Origin of the sequence: Sulfitobacter sp. CW3, from assembly GCF_019392245.1 — a bacterium.
Classification (GTDB): domain Bacteria; phylum Pseudomonadota; class Alphaproteobacteria; order Rhodobacterales; family Rhodobacteraceae; genus Sulfitobacter.
On sequence record NZ_JAHXRL010000006.1, the window covers coordinates 15,581 to 32,042 of the forward strand.

A 16,462-nucleotide genomic window follows, 5' to 3' on the forward strand; every position below is an offset into this window, starting at 1 on the left:
TTCAATGACGATGCGGCGGCCGGGTGTCTTCCCGCGCTTATGCTTGGCAAAAACGCTTGGTCGCGCACAGCGTATTCTTTCGGGGAACAATGCACTGAACTCATTTCGGATGCCTCAGCCTTGGGTTGGCAAGGATCGACACAATGTCAGCCACCAGGTTCAAGCCGATATAGACGGCGGCAAAGATCAGACCGCAGGCCTGCACCACGGGCACATCGCGTTTGCTAACGTGATCCACAAGGTACTGGCCCATGCCGGGATAGGCGAACACCACCTCGACCACGACAACACCGACGACAAGATAGGCAAGGTTCAACATCACCACGTTGACGATGGGCGCGATGGCATTCGGAAACGCGTGCTTGCGAATGATCTTGAGCATGCCGAGACCTTTGAGTTCGGCCGTCTCGATATAGGCGGATTGCATCACGTTCAGGATCGCGGCGCGGGTCATGCGCATCATATGCGCCAGCACCACCAGCGTCAGCACCATCACAGGGATCGCGATGGCGTTCAGCTTTGCCCCAAGGGTCATGCTGTCGTTGATAATGGCGACCGACGGGAACAGGCGCCACTTGATCGCCACCCAATAGATCAAGACATAGCCGATCATGAATTCGGGGATGGAAATAGTCGTCAGCGTCACCGCCGAGATCAGTTTATCCGGCCAGCGGTCTTTGTAGCGCACGGCCAGCAGGCCAAGGAAAATTGCCAGCGGGACCGAGATGGCGGCCGCCCAGAAGGCAAGGAAAAGCGTGTTTTTCAGACGTCCGCCAAGGCTTTCGGCGATGTCGCGGCCATTTGTCAGGGCTGTGCCCAGATCGCCCTGCAACACACCACCAAGCCATGTGAAATAGCGGGTGACGGCGGGTTCGTTCAGACCAAGTTCGCGGCGCATGTTCGCCAACGCTTCGGGCGTGGCAGACTGGCCTAATATGGATTGTGCCACGTCGCCGGGCAAAATCGAGGTGCCTACGAAGATCAGGATCGACGCGGCAAAGAGGAGCAGAAGGCCCAACGCTAAGCGTTGGGCGATCAGTTTCAGTATCGGGTGCATCTACGTGAACCCTTATGCGTCTTTGACCCAGCATTTGATCGGCGCTTTGTTGTTCATCAACTCGGCGTTTGGATCTTCGGTCCAGCCGCCAACGTTGCTGGCAACACCGTCAACAAAGTCGTTGAACATTGGCAGGATCAGGCCGCCTTCGTCACGCAGCGATTGACCCATTGTGGAATAGATCGCTTTGCGTTTGGCATCGTCCAGCTCGGCACGTGCCTCAAGCAGCATCGCGTCGAATTCCGGGCGTTTCCAGCGGGTGTCGTTCCAGTCTGCGGTCGACAGGTATGCTGTCGAATACATCTGGTCCTGCACCGGACGGCCACCCCAGTAGGATGCACAGAACGGCTGCTTGTTCCAGACTTCGGACCAGTAACCATCGTTGGGCTCGCGCTTGATTTCCAGCGGGATACCGGCGGCTTTGGCGGATTCCTGGAACAGCGATGCGGCATCGACAGCACCAGGGAAGGCACCATCAGCAACGCGCAGGATGATCGGGCTGCCGTCGTGACCGGATTTGGCGTAGAATTCTTTCGCCTTCTCGATGGAGTGTTCGCGCTGTGGGATGGACGCATCGAACAACGGATAGGATGCGTTGATCGGCATGTCGTTCCCGATTGTGCCATAGCCGCGTAGGATCTTGTCGACCATTTCTTCGCGGTTGATTGCGTATTTCAGCGCCATGCGCAGATCGTTGTTGTCGAATGGTGCGGTGTCGATATGCGCGATGAACACATAGTGGCCACGACCGGCTACGGATTTCACGCTCAGGTTCGGCGCGCGGTCCAGCAGGGCGGCAACCTTGGGGTCAACGCGGTTGATCATGTTGACCTGACCGGATTGCAACGCAGCGGTACGCGCAGTCGCATCGTTCAGAACCAGCACTTCGTTATAGTCGGTAAAGCCGCGGTTGTCGGCATCCCAGTAGTTTTCGTTGCGCTTAAAGCCGTGGCGCACGCCGGGCTCGTCAACTTCGAGCGTGTAGGGGCCTGTACCGATACCGGCACCGGGGTTGTCCATGCCGCCATCGGGCTGGATCATCAGGTGATAGTCGGCCATCAGATATGGAAGGTCAGCGTTGCCGACTTCGAGTTCGACGATAAAGTTGTCGCCATCGACTTTCATGTTGGAAATGCCGCGCATGATGCCCAAAGCACCCGATTGGCTGTCCTCGTTCGAATGGCGCTGCATGGTTTTCAGCACGTCTTCGGGGGTCATGTCTTTGCCGTTGTGGAACTGGATGCCCTTACGGATTTTGAACGCCCATGTTTTCGCATCGGCGGAGGCTTCATAGCTTTCGGCCATGCGTGGCTCGACCGCGCCGCTTGCGTCGACTTCTACCAGCGATTCATACAGGTGACGCAGGTTGTCCAATGGGACTTCGGATGCGGTCAGTGCCGGGTCAAGCGTGTTGGTCGATTCACCACCCGAAGAACCGATCTTGAGCGAGCCACCGCGAATCGGTGTGCCGTGCGATGCGGCGTCTGCGCTGTTGGCCAGCATTGTGTTTGCGACGGCAGCCGTTACACCTAAAGCAGCAGCGCGGCCTACGAATTCGCGGCGGGTCATCGTGCCCTTGGCCACTTGGCCCGTCATATATTTCAGTTGATCATCCATGATCATGTCTCCCTGTTTTGGTGATTTTATTATGTGTACCTACGTTCAGGCATCGCTATTTTTCTGCCTTTACGTTTGCGCATTTTCATTTGTGTCGCAAGGGTTAATACCTTGAAGTATATGACGGGTTTATTACATGAAGTGTCGCTTAATGCCATCCTCAACGTCGCGTTCATACATCAACTTATCGTCTTCATATGCCTCAAGACGTGCGGTCAGATAAAAGGTCGTGGCATCAGACCACATTTTCGAATGGGTTTCTGTGCGCAATCGAATGCCGTCCCGCTCCAGCTCCTCGGTCCAGTGGCATGTGCCGGTCGCGCTTAGCGGATCTGCGGGGTTGATGGTCCAACGCTCGCGCGCGATCGAACCTGCGATCAAGCCGTGATCGGCATCCCGAACTTTGCCAAAGTCGTCTTCGATCACCAATGATATATCGCCCGTGACCATATCGGTTTCCTGCCGCCGGATGTGGTTTTCGGGGCGCAGGGTTTCTGTTTCCCACGGGGCCGCGGCGGTGGGGGGCGGGAATGTATATTCGTCACCGCCGGTCGTGGGCCGTTGGGGCAGGGCGATTTCACCCGCCGTCAGGGTCAGCGTCGCGGCATCGGGGCTGGGCCAGATCAGCGGCCAATATGCGGTAGAAATTGACACGCGCAAGCTGTGGCCGGCCGGAACGCGGTAGGCGATGTGGTCCAGATCAAAGCTGATGTCCTCGACCTTGCCCGGCTGCATCGAAGCGGGGTGTTCGGCGCTGTTTCGATGGCTCAGGTTCAGCACGCCATAGGTAATGCGCGCACTGGCCCCGTCGGGGTGAATATGGTTCAGCCGCACGGCGATTTGGCCCTGCGGTTTGTCGCAGGACAGCCGCAAAGTGATGCGCGGCGCGCCGACGATATCCATGTTTTCGGTCAGCGGTCCGGTATCAAACACCGTGGACAGCGCATCATCCTGACGCTGGTCGCCGGGCATTTCCGGCCCCAGCCAGATCGCGCAGTATTCACCGGCGCTGGCCCCGCAATGCGCAGGCGATGCGACCGTGGCATTCAGGGGGGCAGGTTCGGCGGCAAGCCCTGCGTCTGTCAGGTGCAGCGACTTGACTGGCAAATGTGATGTGGCACCGGTTTCTTCGGCGATCCAGCGGCCGGGGCGTTCCAGCACCCATGTGGCGGGGCGCATGCCGTCCATCAGATAGGCGCGGTAATCGGGGTCGTCTTCGACGCCGGTATCGATGTCTTTTAGCCAGCGGTCCCACCAGCGCAGCGCCTCTTGCAGGAAACCGATGCGCGGTTCGGGGATCGCGAAATGGGGGTATTTATGCACCCAAGGACCGACGATGCCCTTGGCACCGGGCAGTGCTTCGACCAGTTGGGGCACCGCGTTCTTATAGGCATCGCCCCAACCACCTACAGCCAGAACCTTGGCTTTGATGGCGGTGTAGTCTTCGATTACCGACCCTTGTTTCCAGTAGGCATCACGGGATTGGTGGCGCAGCCACAGGGATGGCAGGAACGGCTCGGCCTTTAGGCGCTCCAGCCACATCTCGCGCCAGTCGGCGCGCAGGGCGGGGTCGGGGGCGCGGCTGGAATAGGCCCACATGGTTGCCCCCCAGCCAAGGTTTTCGTTCAAAAGGCAGCCGCCTTTGTAGTGAATGTCGTCTGCAAAACGGTCTACGGTCGAACACAGGGTAATGACCGCCTTGAGCGGTTCGGGCCCATGCGCAGCGACCTGCAACCCGTTGAAACCACCCCAGCTGATCCCCATCATGCCAACGCTGCCATTGCACCAGTCTTGGGCCGCCAGCCAGTTGATCACCTCGATACAGTCGGATTGTTCTAGGGGGGTATATTCGTCTTCCATCACCCCTTGGCTGTCACCATTGCCGCGCATGTCGACGCGCACGCAGGCATAGCCGCGTTCGGCAAACCACGGGTGGGTCAGCGCATCGCGCGCGGTGGTGCCATCGCGTTTGCGGTAGGGTAGATATTCCAGAATGACCGGCACTGGCGCGCCATCCGAATTCTCAGGCCGCCATATCCGGGCAGAAAGCCTGCATCCGTCTGAGAGTGTGATCCCCAGATCAGGGTCTTCGATTATCGCAAGCGGGGCGTTTGAGCTGGATGTCATGGCGGCAGGGTTGCGGCGGGGCAGCTGCTTGTCAACCGCAGGTGCTGGTGTGAAGTGATCTTTATTACACGCGTAAATAGAACTGCCTATTTTTGATCCTTGGACGGGCGGCTGACAGGGCGAATTGCCCATGCTTAGGGCGAAACTGTGGCGCCGATGCATAGGCGAAATAAGGCAGAAATAAGGCGGTGCTGTTTAAAGTTGAAGTTACATCCGTAATAAATGTAGCGTGGCTACTATCAGTATATTCACCTTAAGGGAGAATTTTTGGAACGCCCCGCACGGATTGGTTTAACGATCTGGCGGACAACAATAATAACCAAGTGATCCGCATAGAACGGACACAGAGGTAGAGCGGTAGTATTATGAAGACGATAGAATTCGTCGTTCGCGATCAAGCGGGTGGAGTGCAACGTGGTGCGGTGGCTGAAGGCACCAATTCCTATGTGATCCATGCGAAAGCTGGTCAAGAAATTTCCCTTAACCTGCGTCAGACTGATTTTCTGTCGCACACACGCGATGGAAGTGATCTGGTTCTGACGTTGTCCGATGAGACAGTCATCAGGATCGGCAATTACTTTAACGAAACAGGCGCGCCAAACCGTCTGTTTGTCTCGTCCGACGGATACCTGAACGAAGTGGGGTTCATCGCGAACGAGGGCGGCGGTCTTTACGCGCAATACGGCCCAACCGAACAATGGGGCAAATGGAGCCCCTCTGACGATCTGATCTATTTCGGTCGCACGGACACGGCAGTCGTTACTGGTGCAATGGCCGGTGACGAGGACGAAGTGTCGATGTTGGCTGCACCCTTGCTGGGCGCAGGTCTGATTGGCGGCGGTGGGGCTGTGACGGCTGCAGTGGTTGCAAGTGGCGCGGCTGTCTTGAGCAGTGGAAGTTCTGGCGGCGGTGCGGCACCATCCCCGGCTGTAGACACGTCCGACATTGCGGTTACCTTTGCCGAAGGCGGCGGTGACCAGCAGGCCACCATCACGGGCACGGGTGAACCCGGTTCTATCATTGAAGTTACTGTCGAGGGCGTCACCCGGACGGCAACGGTTGACGCAGATGGCACATGGTCAGTGAGCTATGACGCTGGCACCTTTGAAAGCGGCGAATACGAAACCGAGGTCACCGTCAAATCGACCGATCAAAGCGGAACAACCGCCACCGTAACCGACACATTGGTTGTCGATACATTGGTCAACGATCTGACCTTTAGCAATCAGGCGGGTGCCGCCGACGCGACCATCAATGCAGCCGAAGCCGCCCAAGGCGTGGTGATGACGGGCACGGTCGAGCCGGGTTCGACGGTTTCGGTTACCATGGGCGATGTCACACATGCTGCCACGGTTGACGCCGACGGCAACTGGACAGTGACCTTTGCACCGGGCGACATTCCCGCCGGTACATATTCCAGCACCATGGTTGCAACCGCAACGGATAAAGCGGGCAACACCCGCACCGTCACGCAATCCGTTTTGGTCGACAGCGAAGCAGGCGCTTTGACAATCAGCGCAGCCCCTGTCGAAGGTGACGATGTCATCAACGCAGCCGAGGCAAGCGACGGCGTGGCCATTTCAGGCACCGCAGATGCCGGGGCCGTGGTGACGGTGACCCTTGCAGGTGTGGTCACGACCGCGCGCGCAGACGCGAATGGCGAGTGGACATCCTATTACGCCGCCGGTGACGTGGCGCAAGGCGTCTATACCGCCGACATTACCGCAAAAATCACGGATGCGGCGGGCAACACCCGCACCGCAACCGATAGCGTGCAGGTCGATACCCGTGTTGATAACCTGTCGCTGAACAGCGTCGAAGGCGACAATATCGTCAGCGGGGCAGAGCGTTTGGCCAATGGCGGCGTTCTGGTCTCTGGCACCTCTGAAATCGGGTCGTCGGTCGCGGTCACGCTGGGGGATGCATCCGCCAATGGAACCGTTGACGCCAGTGGAAATTGGGCAGTGACCTTTGCCCCCGGACAGGTACCCGAGGGCACGATCAACACCACAGCTTTGGTCAAGGCCACGGATGCGGCAGGTAACGTGGCCACGGACAGCCACGCTGTGGTGATCGACACAGTCGTTGATCCACTGAACCTGAACCAGCCCGGCGGCAGCGACAATGTCGTCAGCGCCAAGGAAGCCGCAGCAGGCATCGATCTGAATGGTCAGGTCGAGGTCGGATCGCGGGTCGTGGTCAACTTTGACGGCACGAATTATATCGCCACCGTTGACGCATCCGGTAACTGGGCTGTGACGATCCCGCCAGAAAATATTCGGGCCGGCACCTATGATGCGGATATTTCTATCACGGCGACTGACAGCGTGGGCAACGTCGATTCAATCAGCGATACGCTGGCAATCGACACCTATGCGCCAGAGGGTCCGATGATCGAATCCTATACCCGTGACGGTGAAGGCATCCGCGCCATCTCGGTCGAGCAAAGCGATGATGCGTTGGCCGTGCACCAGATCAGGGCCGACACATCCATCATCGAGGTCGAGGCAAGCACGCTGGACAATGATGTCCTGAACGAGACGAATTTTTACTTCAGCTCGAATGTACCGGACGGATCTGACCTGATCGTGACCGCGACAGACACTGCGGGCAATTCGTCGGGCACATATCTTGCGCTGGATGATGAAAGCGCCAACACCCAGTTGTCGCTGACCAACCCGAACCTGGCCAACTACAACATCGAAACAGTCGATCTTCAGTTCGCAGAGGAAGCGCAACTGACCATCACAGAGGCGGCGTTGATCAATCTATCGAGCAACACCAATACCTTGATTGTAAACGGTCACACCGATGACACGGTCACAATCACAGGTGCAACGCGCACGGGGACCGAGGCCAGAGACGGCCAGACGTATGACATCTATACGCTGGGCAGCGAAGGTACCTTGATGATTGATGACGATATCAGCGTCGTCGTTTGAGCCAAGATAAGGTAGGGCGCGGGGGGCAACGACCATCCCGCGCCGATACAATAATAATCGGGCACGTTAAGGGCAGGCGCATGGGGCAAAAACGACTAAGGGCAGGAGGCATATGCGCGCTGGCGCTGGCTCTGTCCGGCTGCGCGCCTAACATCGGCGGCGGGTTTGCCCCGGCTGATATGGTTGCGCGGTTCAAGACACCCCATGCGTCGCAAGCCGTCAAACCGACCTACGCAGAATAAGTCACCGCAGAAAGCCAGATCATCCAAGGGCTATCCCTGCGGTCTTCGGTATTGCCGCAGGGCGATGTTTCTCGGGTGGTTGCGTCCTCCGTCCTTGCTGCCAACAGCCGCACGGCCGAGGCCGAGTTGCGCGCGGCGACATTACGATCCGAGGCGGCAAGCAAGAACTGGTTGCCCAAGATCGGCCCGCAGATCAGCCTGACGTCGTTGGGGTCTGTGGTGGCCAATCTGGTCGTCGATCAGGTTTTATTCGACAATGGCCGCCGCAAGGGTGAACGTGAATTCGCGGTTGCCGATGTCGAAGTGGCCGCCGTTTCACTGGCACAAGACACCAACAAACGCGTGGCCACAGCGCTTGGCCTCTATACGACTGCTGCCCAAGCCCGCGAAAATGCAACCCTCGGGCAGGCGACCCTCAAGGATATGTCCCATTTCGAATGGGTCATGCAGGAACGGGTCAAGGGTGGTGTGTCAGACATGTCTGATCTGACCATTTTGCGCCAGAAACTCTCGGAGATCCGCGCCGATTACACCGCATCGGTCGAGCGCGAAGCAACATCGCTGTCTGAACTAAACGCCATGTCTATCCAACCGCTGACCGACCTGCGAGGTGTGCCGGATATTCCGGTGACAGCATTTGCGGGCGAACCTTTGATCGTGGTGCGCGCCAAGGCAGAAAGGACCCGCAGCATCGCCGCCGCCAAGGTCGAGCGCGCCGGCAAGTTGCCGGGGTTATCTGCGGGCGGTACCATCGGAGAAGGCAGTACGCTGGGTCTGAATATAGGCTCGGATCAGTTGTTGGGGCTGGGCACCAAAGCGTCGCTGGATGCGACGGCGCTGGCCGGGGAAACCGCGAACCGCAAGCTGCGCCAATCGGTCGAGGATTCGAACCGCGATCTGCGCCGTCTGGAACAGCAGATCAGCGCCAAATCACGCCAAGCCGCCGAGGCCGCAACCCTTGCAACGCAAGCCAAGCGGAACCTGGATATCTTTCAGGAACAATACGATGCAGGGCAGCGGCAGGTCATGGACGTCGTTGGCGTCTACGAGACCTATGCCCGTCAACAGCAGTCCCAGCTGGCGTTGAAATATGATGTTGTGCGCCTGCGCATTGAAATGGCCCAGATACAGGGTGTCTTGGCTGACGGGGGCGCGATTTGACCAGCACGCCGCGCTTTACCCTGACGATCACCAACGGCAATCAGGGCCGTCTTAAAGCTGCGGATGCCATGCCGCCCAAGGCCGAAAACACCAACCGGCCCAAAGACCGCTTGATGGCGCGCGCATCTTTGGCTGCGACCTATGCGGGGGTGTTGGGCGTTGAAACCACCGCCCGCGATTTGTTCGAAACCATCGCCGCGCGCCCGACCAAAGCCGCGCAAGCCGACATTGAGGCAGACGCAATCGCCAAGGCATTGCAAAGCGTAGGTTTGCTGACCCAAGTCAGCCGTGTTGCGGGGCTGACTAAAAACTTGTGGCCCGCGTTGGCCTATATGACATCCGGTCAGGTGTTGCTGGTGATGGGGCAATCGCGCGACGAACTGATTGTGTTTGATACCACCTGCACCGACAACCGCGCCATGGTGCCGATCAGCGATTTTGAGCCGTTCTTTGCGGGGCTCGTCGTACGGGCCGAGGCCTCCCTTAAGACCGTGGCGAACACCCATAAAACCGACAGCATCCGCGCGCATTGGTTCTGGGGGCAATTTCCCCGCTATCGCCGCCAACTGATCGAAGTCGCGATGGGATCGTTTGTGGCCAACCTGCTGGCCGTCGCGGTGGCGCTGTTTTCGTTGCAGGTCTATGACCGCGTGATCCCCCACCAATCCGAGGCAACCTTGTGGGTGCTGGCCATTGGTGCTGGTCTGGCCTTGCTGATGGAATCTTTCCTCAAGATGGCGCGGGCGCGGTTGATGGACGGTGCCGGGCGGCAGATTGAACTGGCGGTCCAAGATACTTTGATGACGCGCCTTTTGGGCATGCGGTCAGACACCCGTGGCCAAGCCCCGAACCAGCTGTTTTCCGCGATGCGCGAATTCGGCTCGGTACGCGAGTTTTTTACCGCGTCGACCATCGGCACAATCGCCGACATTCCGTTTATCTTTGTGTTTCTGTTCCTTGTCGCCAGTATTGCGGGCAACGTGGTGTGGGTGCTGGTTTTGGGGGGCATCCTGATGCTGATCCCCGGTTTCTTTCTGCAAAAGAAAGCGATCCAGTTGACGCAGGAAGCCCAAGGGGCATCCGCAAAATCATCGCGGTTGCTGCACGAGGCGATCTTTGAACTGGACACCGTCAAAACCCAACGCGCCGAAGACCGTATCCTGCGTCTGTGGACCGAGCTGAACACACTGGCGGCAGTCAAATCATCCGAGCAACGCAAACTGGCGTCTTTTCTGACGTTCTGGAGCCAAGGCATCCAGCAGGTGACCTATGTGGCCGCTGTGATCGTGGGCACCTATCTGGTGTTTGCAGGGCAATTTACCGTCGGGTCGATCATCGCTGTGGGGATCCTGACCGGACGCACCTTGGGGCCGCTGACCCAGCTTTCGGGCACGATGGCACGGTGGGGCAATGTCAAAGGGGCGCTGGACGGGCTGGACGCAATTGTTGTCGCCCCCCAAGACACCGCAGAGGGTCGCACCTACCTGCGCCGTGAAAAGCTGCACGGTCAGTTCGAGCTGCGCGATGTTACCTTTCGCTACGAAGAGGACGGCGCGGCGACCCTTGATATCAAAGGTTTGATGATCCCCGCTGGCCAGCATGTGGCCGTGCTGGGGGCCAACGGGTCGGGCAAGTCGTCTCTGCTTAAAATGCTTAGCGGGCTCTACGCGCCGACCGACGGGCGCGTGCTGATTGATGGCACCGAGATGGCCCAGATCGAACCCCGCGACCTGCGCCGTTTGATCGGCTATCTGGGTCAGGACGTGCGTCTGTTTTCGGGCAGCTTACGGGATAACCTGAACCTGACCATGCTGGAACGCGACGATTACCGGCTGTTGGCGGCGCTTGAATTCGCAGGGCTTGGGCCCTTTGTGAAGAACCACCACAAGGGTCTGGACCTTGAGATTAGAGATGCAGGCGCGGGCCTGTCTGTTGGTCAGCGCCAGTCGATCGGCTGGGCGCGGCTGTGGCTGCAAGACCCTGCAATTTGTCTGCTGGATGAACCCACTGCCGCTTTGGATCAACGACTTGAGGCGACGCTGGTGTCACGGTTGCAGACATGGATGGAAGGGCGCACCGCCGTCATCGCGACGCACCGCGCGCCCATTCTGGCCCTCACAACCCGCACGTTGGTCTTGCAAGACGGCCGCATGACGGTGGACGGCCCAAAGGAAAAAGTACTGGCGCATCTGGCCGGTAAAACAGGGCATCTCGGATGAGCGACCCGGGCCCCACGCATTTGGGTGCGCAGATGAATGACACGCTGCGCGGGCCATCGCTGGTGGTCTGGCTGTGCGGTGCCACGGTACTGGTCTTTGTGCTTTGGGCGGCCTTTGCCTGGATAGACGAAATCGTGCGAGCCGAAGGCTCGATGATCTCAAGTTCGCGCCCGCAGATTATTCAAAACCTCGAAGGTGGTATTCTGGCCGAACTTGCCGTGGGCGAGGGCGATATCGTTGAAAAAGGCGATGTTCTGGCGCGGCTGCATGGCACACAGTTCCAATCCTCGGTGGATGAGCTTGAGGATCAGATCAGCGCGTTTGAAATCCGCCGCTTGCGCCTTGAGGCCGAGATGACAGGGTTGTTCGAGTTTGACGTGCCTGACGTGTTCGCGCAGCGCACCCCCGACATTGTCGCGTCGGAACGCGCGCTGCTGAAAGCACGGCAAACCGATTTTGTATCCAGGTCCGACGGGGCAAAGCGCGTGTTGACCGAAGCCGCCAAAGAACGCGAACTGCTGGAAAATATGCTGAAGAAAAAGATCGTGTCGCTGATCGAAGTCACCCGCGCGCGCAAGGTGCATGCGGATGCGCGGATCAAACTGGATGAAATTACGACGGGCACTGAGCTGAACCGCGCGCAGGAATATTCGGACGTTTTGAAAGAACTTGCGACGCTAAAACAGAACCTGAAATCCAGCACCGACCAGTTGAACCGCACCATTCTGACCAGCCCCATGCGCGGGATCGTCAACACCCTGAACGTAACAACCATCGGCGGCGTCGTGCGCCCCGGCGAGGAGATATTGCAGATTATCCCGCTGGACGAAGAACTGTTCGTCGAGGCCCGCGTAAAGCCTGAAAACATCGCAGGCGTGCGCCCCGGTCAAGAGGCGACGATCAAGTTGTCGGCCTATGATTATACGATCTATGGCACGCTCAAGGGTACGGTAAAGTTGATTTCGGCCGATACGTTCAAGGACGAGCGGTCGCGCAGTCCTGATGGTGATCCGCATTACAAGGTCACCTTGCAGGTCGATACCGAACATCTGACACCGCGTCAGGCATCGTTGCAGATCCGGCCGGGGATGCAGTCGAGTGTGGAGCTGCACACCGGATCGAAGACGGTTTTGCAGTATTTGCTAAAGCCGTTGTACAAATCCAAAGAGGCGTTTCGCGAGCCTTGAGGGGCGGACCGGGGGCTGTTTGCCCCCGAGACCCCCGAGGATTTTAGTCCATTTGGAAATTAAGGCTGGGCTGTATCTATCCAGAGCGTGCCGGGCCCGTCATTGGTGAGGGCAACGGACATTTCTGCGCCGAATTTTCCGGTTTGAACGGGGATGCCTTGGGATTTCATACAGGTGATGAAATCTTCGTAAAGCGCCTTGGCGTGTTCCGGTTTGGCGGCGCGTGAAAAACCCGGACGGGTCCCGCGCGATGTGTCCGCGGCCAAGGTGAACTGGCTGACGATCAGCGCGCTGCCGCCGGTCTGGGCAAGGCTTAGGTTCATCTTGCCCGCGTCGTCTTTGAACAGGCGCAGTTTGGCGATTTTCGTGGCAAGGGCAGCGGCGGTGGCGGGGGTGTCATCTGGCATGGCACAGATAAAGATAAGCATGCCTGCTTTGATCTGGCCAATGATCTGCCCGTCCACAGTGACAGAGGCATTGGTGGCCCGTTGAAGCACTGCGCGCATGTCAGGATTTCCAATCGATGATGTCAGTCGGGTCAGCGCGTTCGGTCCGGAACTGGTTGATCGGCGCGTCTGTGTCAGCGTAACCGAAGGAGACCGCGCAGAGGACCAGCCGGTCGTCGGGGATGTCCAGGTGATCGCGCACCAAAGGCGCATAGGCCGCGATCGCTGCTTGGGCGATGGTGGCCACGCCAAGGGCGGTTGCGGCCAGCGTAAAGGCGGTCACAAACCCGCCGCTGTCCATCGCGCCGTAGGGGCCAAGTTCGGTCGGGGCCGTGATAATCGCCACATGAGGCGCATCAAACAGGGCATAGTTGCGTAGCATCTGTGCGGTGCGGCCTTCGCGGTCGGATTTGTCGATGCCCACCGCATCGTAAAGCTGAAAGCCGCAGGTGCGGCGGCGGTCGCCATAGACGCCTGAATACCCCTTGGGCCAGTCCAGATCGGGTTCGGGCACCGCCCCTTGGCTGGCGGCGTCCATCAGGGCGGTGCGAAACCGGTCTGTTGCATCGCCTTTGGTGATGGTGACCTGCCACGGTTGCGCGTTGCACCAGCTGGGCACATGGCGGGCAGTGCGGATGATCCGGGTGATCACATCGTCGGGGACGGGATCGGCCTTGAAGGCGCGGCACGAATAGCGCGCCTGCAAGATGTCGGTGAGTGTGTCGATTTGGGTCATTGTTGCAGCGCCATATAATAGCCGACCACCCCGGCGGCCAAAAGGCCAAGGATCACGGCAAAGGTTATCTTAATCGCGGAATAGGGGCGTTCGCCCTGGACGTTGCCGGTGCGCCCATTGACCACGAAACGGTAGGTCTTGCCGCGGTATTTATAGGCGGCAAGCCAGACGGGCAGCAGGATATGTTTGAACGTCACATCGCTGACCTGTGTTTGCACATTGTGGATGCGCTGCCGGTCGCCGCCGATGTCAAAACGGACGTCGCGTTCAATCATCGCATCCATGTATTGGCGCGCCTCTCCATAGCCATCTTCAAGCGTGACGGAGTAAGCCTCGGCGCGGAAACCGGCCAAGTATTCTGGGGCATAAGGTTCCAGTGCTGACAAATCCCAAGGTGCCAGCGCATCGGTAAATTTCTTGGGCAGGGATTTTGAGGCCAGCACCAGAATGTCATCAAAGAACCGCGCCACCCGGCCCGAAGCGGACCGCCAGCGCACCTTGGGGACTTGACGTTGTTCGCGTTTGCCATCGCGCACCACGGTGACGGTCACGTAGTAGACTGTGCCGCGTTCGCCCGTGTAGCTGGATTTGGTGTCGGCGTCATAGGTCCAGTAGGGGACATAAATGCCCTCCATCCGGCGACCTTTGCGGGCATATTCCTTTAGACCGTTTGGCGCGAACCACAGGTTGCCCAGCCAGTTTGTCATCGCGTCCTTGGCCACGGTTTCCGTCAGCGCAAAGGGCAAGACACCACGGGGTTTTATATGGCGGTTCAGCCCGGTATCGACCACCACGGGGGTCGCGCAGAAGGGGCATTCGGTCGCGTGTTTGTCTTCGTCGAATTCGACCTGTGCCGCGCAATTGGGGCAGGTCGTAACGCGGGTCTGTTCCATTTCCGTCTGCGGCAATGCATGGGCCATGGCCGCGCGAAAATCCAGTTCGGCAATCGTCTGATGCGACCGGTTTCCTGATATGGCTTCGGTATTGCCGCAATGGTCACAGACCAGCTGATATTCAGCCGGATCAAACCGCAGATCCGATCCGCATCTGTCGCAGGGGAACCGGTGTTCTTCTACTGGGGCTGGCGGTGGGGGCGGCGCGGCAAAGGACGGGGTATCAGGCATCACTGCTTCCTGTGGGGTTGCCGGGGGCCGACATTGAGTGAGACCATGCGCAGGTCATTTGCGGGCAGGCTTGGCCGGGGGCAAATGGGCCACAATTCGGAGTTCGATCAAGGCACCGTCGCGGCGCAGGTCGGCGACCTCGACCGCTGTCCACGCTGGCAGGGGCAGGCCCAGCATGTCACGCATGATATGGTCGACCTGATCAAAATGATATTTCAACCCGATGTGATAGCTGGTGATTTCGACGATGCTGTCGGCGTTGCCACCCGCCGCGTCGATGATGTGCAGCGCCTTGCCCAAGGCATTTTGCACCTGCGTGGCAATATCGGGCGGCATCACGCCATCTGCATCCCCGCCCGTCGCACCGGTCAGAAACAGGAAATCCCCCGCGCGCACAGCGGGGGAGAAACCTGTTGCTTCGACAAGCTGGACCAGTTCGGGGGGAGAGACGACGTGCCGCGTCATATCAGCCGCCTTATCCGGCTGGCGGCGGTGGGGGGGGCATGACGGTAAAGAGCTGGGCCAGTTCATCCACATCGTCCGCTTTCTTCCATCCATCCTGACCCGGGGTCCAAACGAATGTTTCGCGGGTCATTGCGCCGTCTGCTGCCATACGGCCAAGGGCTGCCTTTGAAAACGGCCCCTTGGTTTCGCCATTCTCGGCCAGATGCCAGACCTTGTCGGCAATCGGTGGTGGCGGTGGAGTGTGCGCGGTGGTCGGGCGTGGGCCCCAGGGGCCGGCCTGCGCTGCGGCGGCACCGATTTGCATGCCCAATCCGGCACCCAAACCTGCCTGCATCGCCGCACCGGCACCGCCATCACGGCCCAATGCTTCGGCTGCTTGGAACTGGGTGTATTGGTTCAGATCGCCGATCATCCCCATCGAGGACCGTTTATCCAAAACCTGTTCGACTGCGGGCGGCAGGGATACGTTTTCGACGTATAGCTCGGGGATCGACAGACCGTATTCGCCAATCGTCGCGGATATTTCGGTGCTGATCAGCTTGCCCAGCTCGCGGGTGTTGGCGGCCATATCGAGGATCGGAATTTTCGACATGGCAATGCTGCGCGAGAATTCCTGCACGATGATGTTGCGGATCTGATAGCTGATCTCGTCCATGGTGAATTCGCCGTCCGTGCCGACGATCTCGGTCAGGAAATGCGCAGGATCGGACACTTTGACGGAATAGGTGCCAAAGGCGCGCAGCCGCACGGGGCCAAATTCGGGATCACGCAGGATAATGGGGTTTTTGGTGCCCCATTTCAGATCATTGAACCGCGTGGTGTTGACGAAATAAATCTCGGATTTGAAGGGGCTTTTGAAACCGTGATCCCAATGCTGAAGCGATGTCATGATCGGCATATTGTTGGTCTCAAGCATATAAAGACCGGGGGTGAACACGTCGGCAATTTGCCCTTCGTGTACGAACACCGCCGCCTGACCTTCGCGCACGGTCAGCTTGGCCCCGTATTTGATTTCGTGGCCTTCGCGTTCGAACCGCCAGACCATGGTATCACGGGTGTCATCGGTCCAATGGATGACATCGATGAATTGGCCAGACAGGAAATCGAGAATACCCATGGGGTTGGTCCTTTCGGTAAGG

General features: G+C 58.8%; 13 protein-coding genes. 5 read left to right on the forward strand and 8 right to left on the reverse strand.

Going from position 1 to position 16,462, the window contains the following annotated elements; translation table 11 throughout:
- Window positions 1–100: 100 nt before the first annotated feature.
- The 3 genes from KZZ06_RS14085 to KZZ06_RS14095 all read right to left on the reverse strand — a co-directional run bounded on the left by KZZ06_RS14085 (window position 101) and on the right by KZZ06_RS14095 (window position 4,801).
- On the reverse strand, window positions 101–1,057 hold the full coding sequence (locus KZZ06_RS14085; RefSeq protein WP_219580763.1) for an ABC transporter permease: 957 nt from the start codon (window positions 1,055–1,057) through the stop codon (window positions 101–103).
- Between the two features lie 12 nt (window positions 1,058–1,069).
- Window positions 1,070–2,674, reverse strand: a complete 1,605-nt coding sequence (locus KZZ06_RS14090) for an ABC transporter substrate-binding protein (protein WP_219580764.1) — start codon at window positions 2,672–2,674, stop codon at window positions 1,070–1,072.
- 132 nt (window positions 2,675–2,806) lie between these two features.
- Complete coding sequence (locus tag KZZ06_RS14095; protein ID WP_219580765.1) at window positions 2,807–4,801, reverse strand: CocE/NonD family hydrolase; 1,995 nt, start codon at window positions 4,799–4,801, stop codon at window positions 2,807–2,809.
- Window positions 4,802–5,166: 365 nt separating this feature from the next.
- On the opposite strand from KZZ06_RS14095, the gene KZZ06_RS14100 reads away from it, so the two are divergent.
- From KZZ06_RS14100 to KZZ06_RS14115, 5 genes are all read left to right on the forward strand, one after another.
- Entirely contained in the window at window positions 5,167–7,743 is a 2,577-nt protein-coding gene (locus KZZ06_RS14100) for an Ig-like domain-containing protein (RefSeq protein WP_219580766.1), read from the forward strand.
- Between the two features lie 80 nt (window positions 7,744–7,823).
- Window positions 7,824–7,985, forward strand: a complete 162-nt coding sequence (locus tag KZZ06_RS22535) for a hypothetical protein (RefSeq protein WP_257884369.1) — start codon at window positions 7,824–7,826, stop codon at window positions 7,983–7,985.
- A 75-nt stretch (window positions 7,986–8,060) separates the two neighbouring features.
- A complete protein-coding gene (locus KZZ06_RS14105; RefSeq protein ID WP_308340021.1) occupies window positions 8,061–9,146 on the forward strand; it encodes a TolC family protein in 1,086 nt (361 codons plus the stop codon).
- Entirely contained in the window at window positions 9,143–11,365 is a 2,223-nt protein-coding gene (locus tag KZZ06_RS14110) for an ATP-binding cassette domain-containing protein (protein WP_219580767.1), read from the forward strand. Before KZZ06_RS14105 ends, KZZ06_RS14110 begins: the two co-directional genes overlap by 4 nt.
- Entirely contained in the window at window positions 11,362–12,552 is a 1,191-nt protein-coding gene (locus KZZ06_RS14115; RefSeq protein ID WP_219580768.1) for an HlyD family efflux transporter periplasmic adaptor subunit, read from the forward strand. The genes KZZ06_RS14110 and KZZ06_RS14115 overlap by 4 nt, the downstream gene beginning before the upstream one ends.
- Window positions 12,553–12,611: 59 nt before the next feature.
- Here KZZ06_RS14115 and dtd read toward each other — a convergent pair whose 3' ends face one another.
- From dtd to KZZ06_RS14140, 5 genes are read right to left on the reverse strand one after another with little or no spacing between them, the layout of a single operon-like run.
- Window positions 12,612–13,058: a D-aminoacyl-tRNA deacylase gene (gene dtd, locus KZZ06_RS14120; RefSeq protein ID WP_219580769.1), complete on the reverse strand. Its 447-nt coding sequence runs from the start codon at window positions 13,056–13,058 to the stop codon at window positions 12,612–12,614.
- A 1-nt stretch (window position 13,059) separates the two neighbouring features.
- Entirely contained in the window at window positions 13,060–13,734 is a 675-nt protein-coding gene (locus tag KZZ06_RS14125) for a nitroreductase (protein ID WP_219580770.1), read from the reverse strand.
- Complete coding sequence (locus KZZ06_RS14130; protein WP_219580771.1) at window positions 13,731–14,858, reverse strand: TFIIB-type zinc finger domain-containing protein; 1,128 nt, start codon at window positions 14,856–14,858, stop codon at window positions 13,731–13,733. Before KZZ06_RS14130 ends, KZZ06_RS14125 begins: the two co-directional genes overlap by 4 nt.
- A gap of 54 nt (window positions 14,859–14,912) precedes the next feature.
- Window positions 14,913–15,323 carry a Rid family hydrolase gene (locus tag KZZ06_RS14135; RefSeq protein ID WP_219580772.1) on the reverse strand — a complete coding sequence of 137 codons (411 nt, stop codon included), beginning with the start codon at window positions 15,321–15,323 and terminating at the stop codon, window positions 14,913–14,915.
- A 10-nt stretch (window positions 15,324–15,333) separates the two neighbouring features.
- Window positions 15,334–16,440: an SPFH domain-containing protein gene (locus tag KZZ06_RS14140; protein ID WP_219580773.1), complete on the reverse strand. Its 1,107-nt coding sequence runs from the start codon at window positions 16,438–16,440 to the stop codon at window positions 15,334–15,336.
- Between the last annotated feature and the right edge of the window lie 22 nt (window positions 16,441–16,462).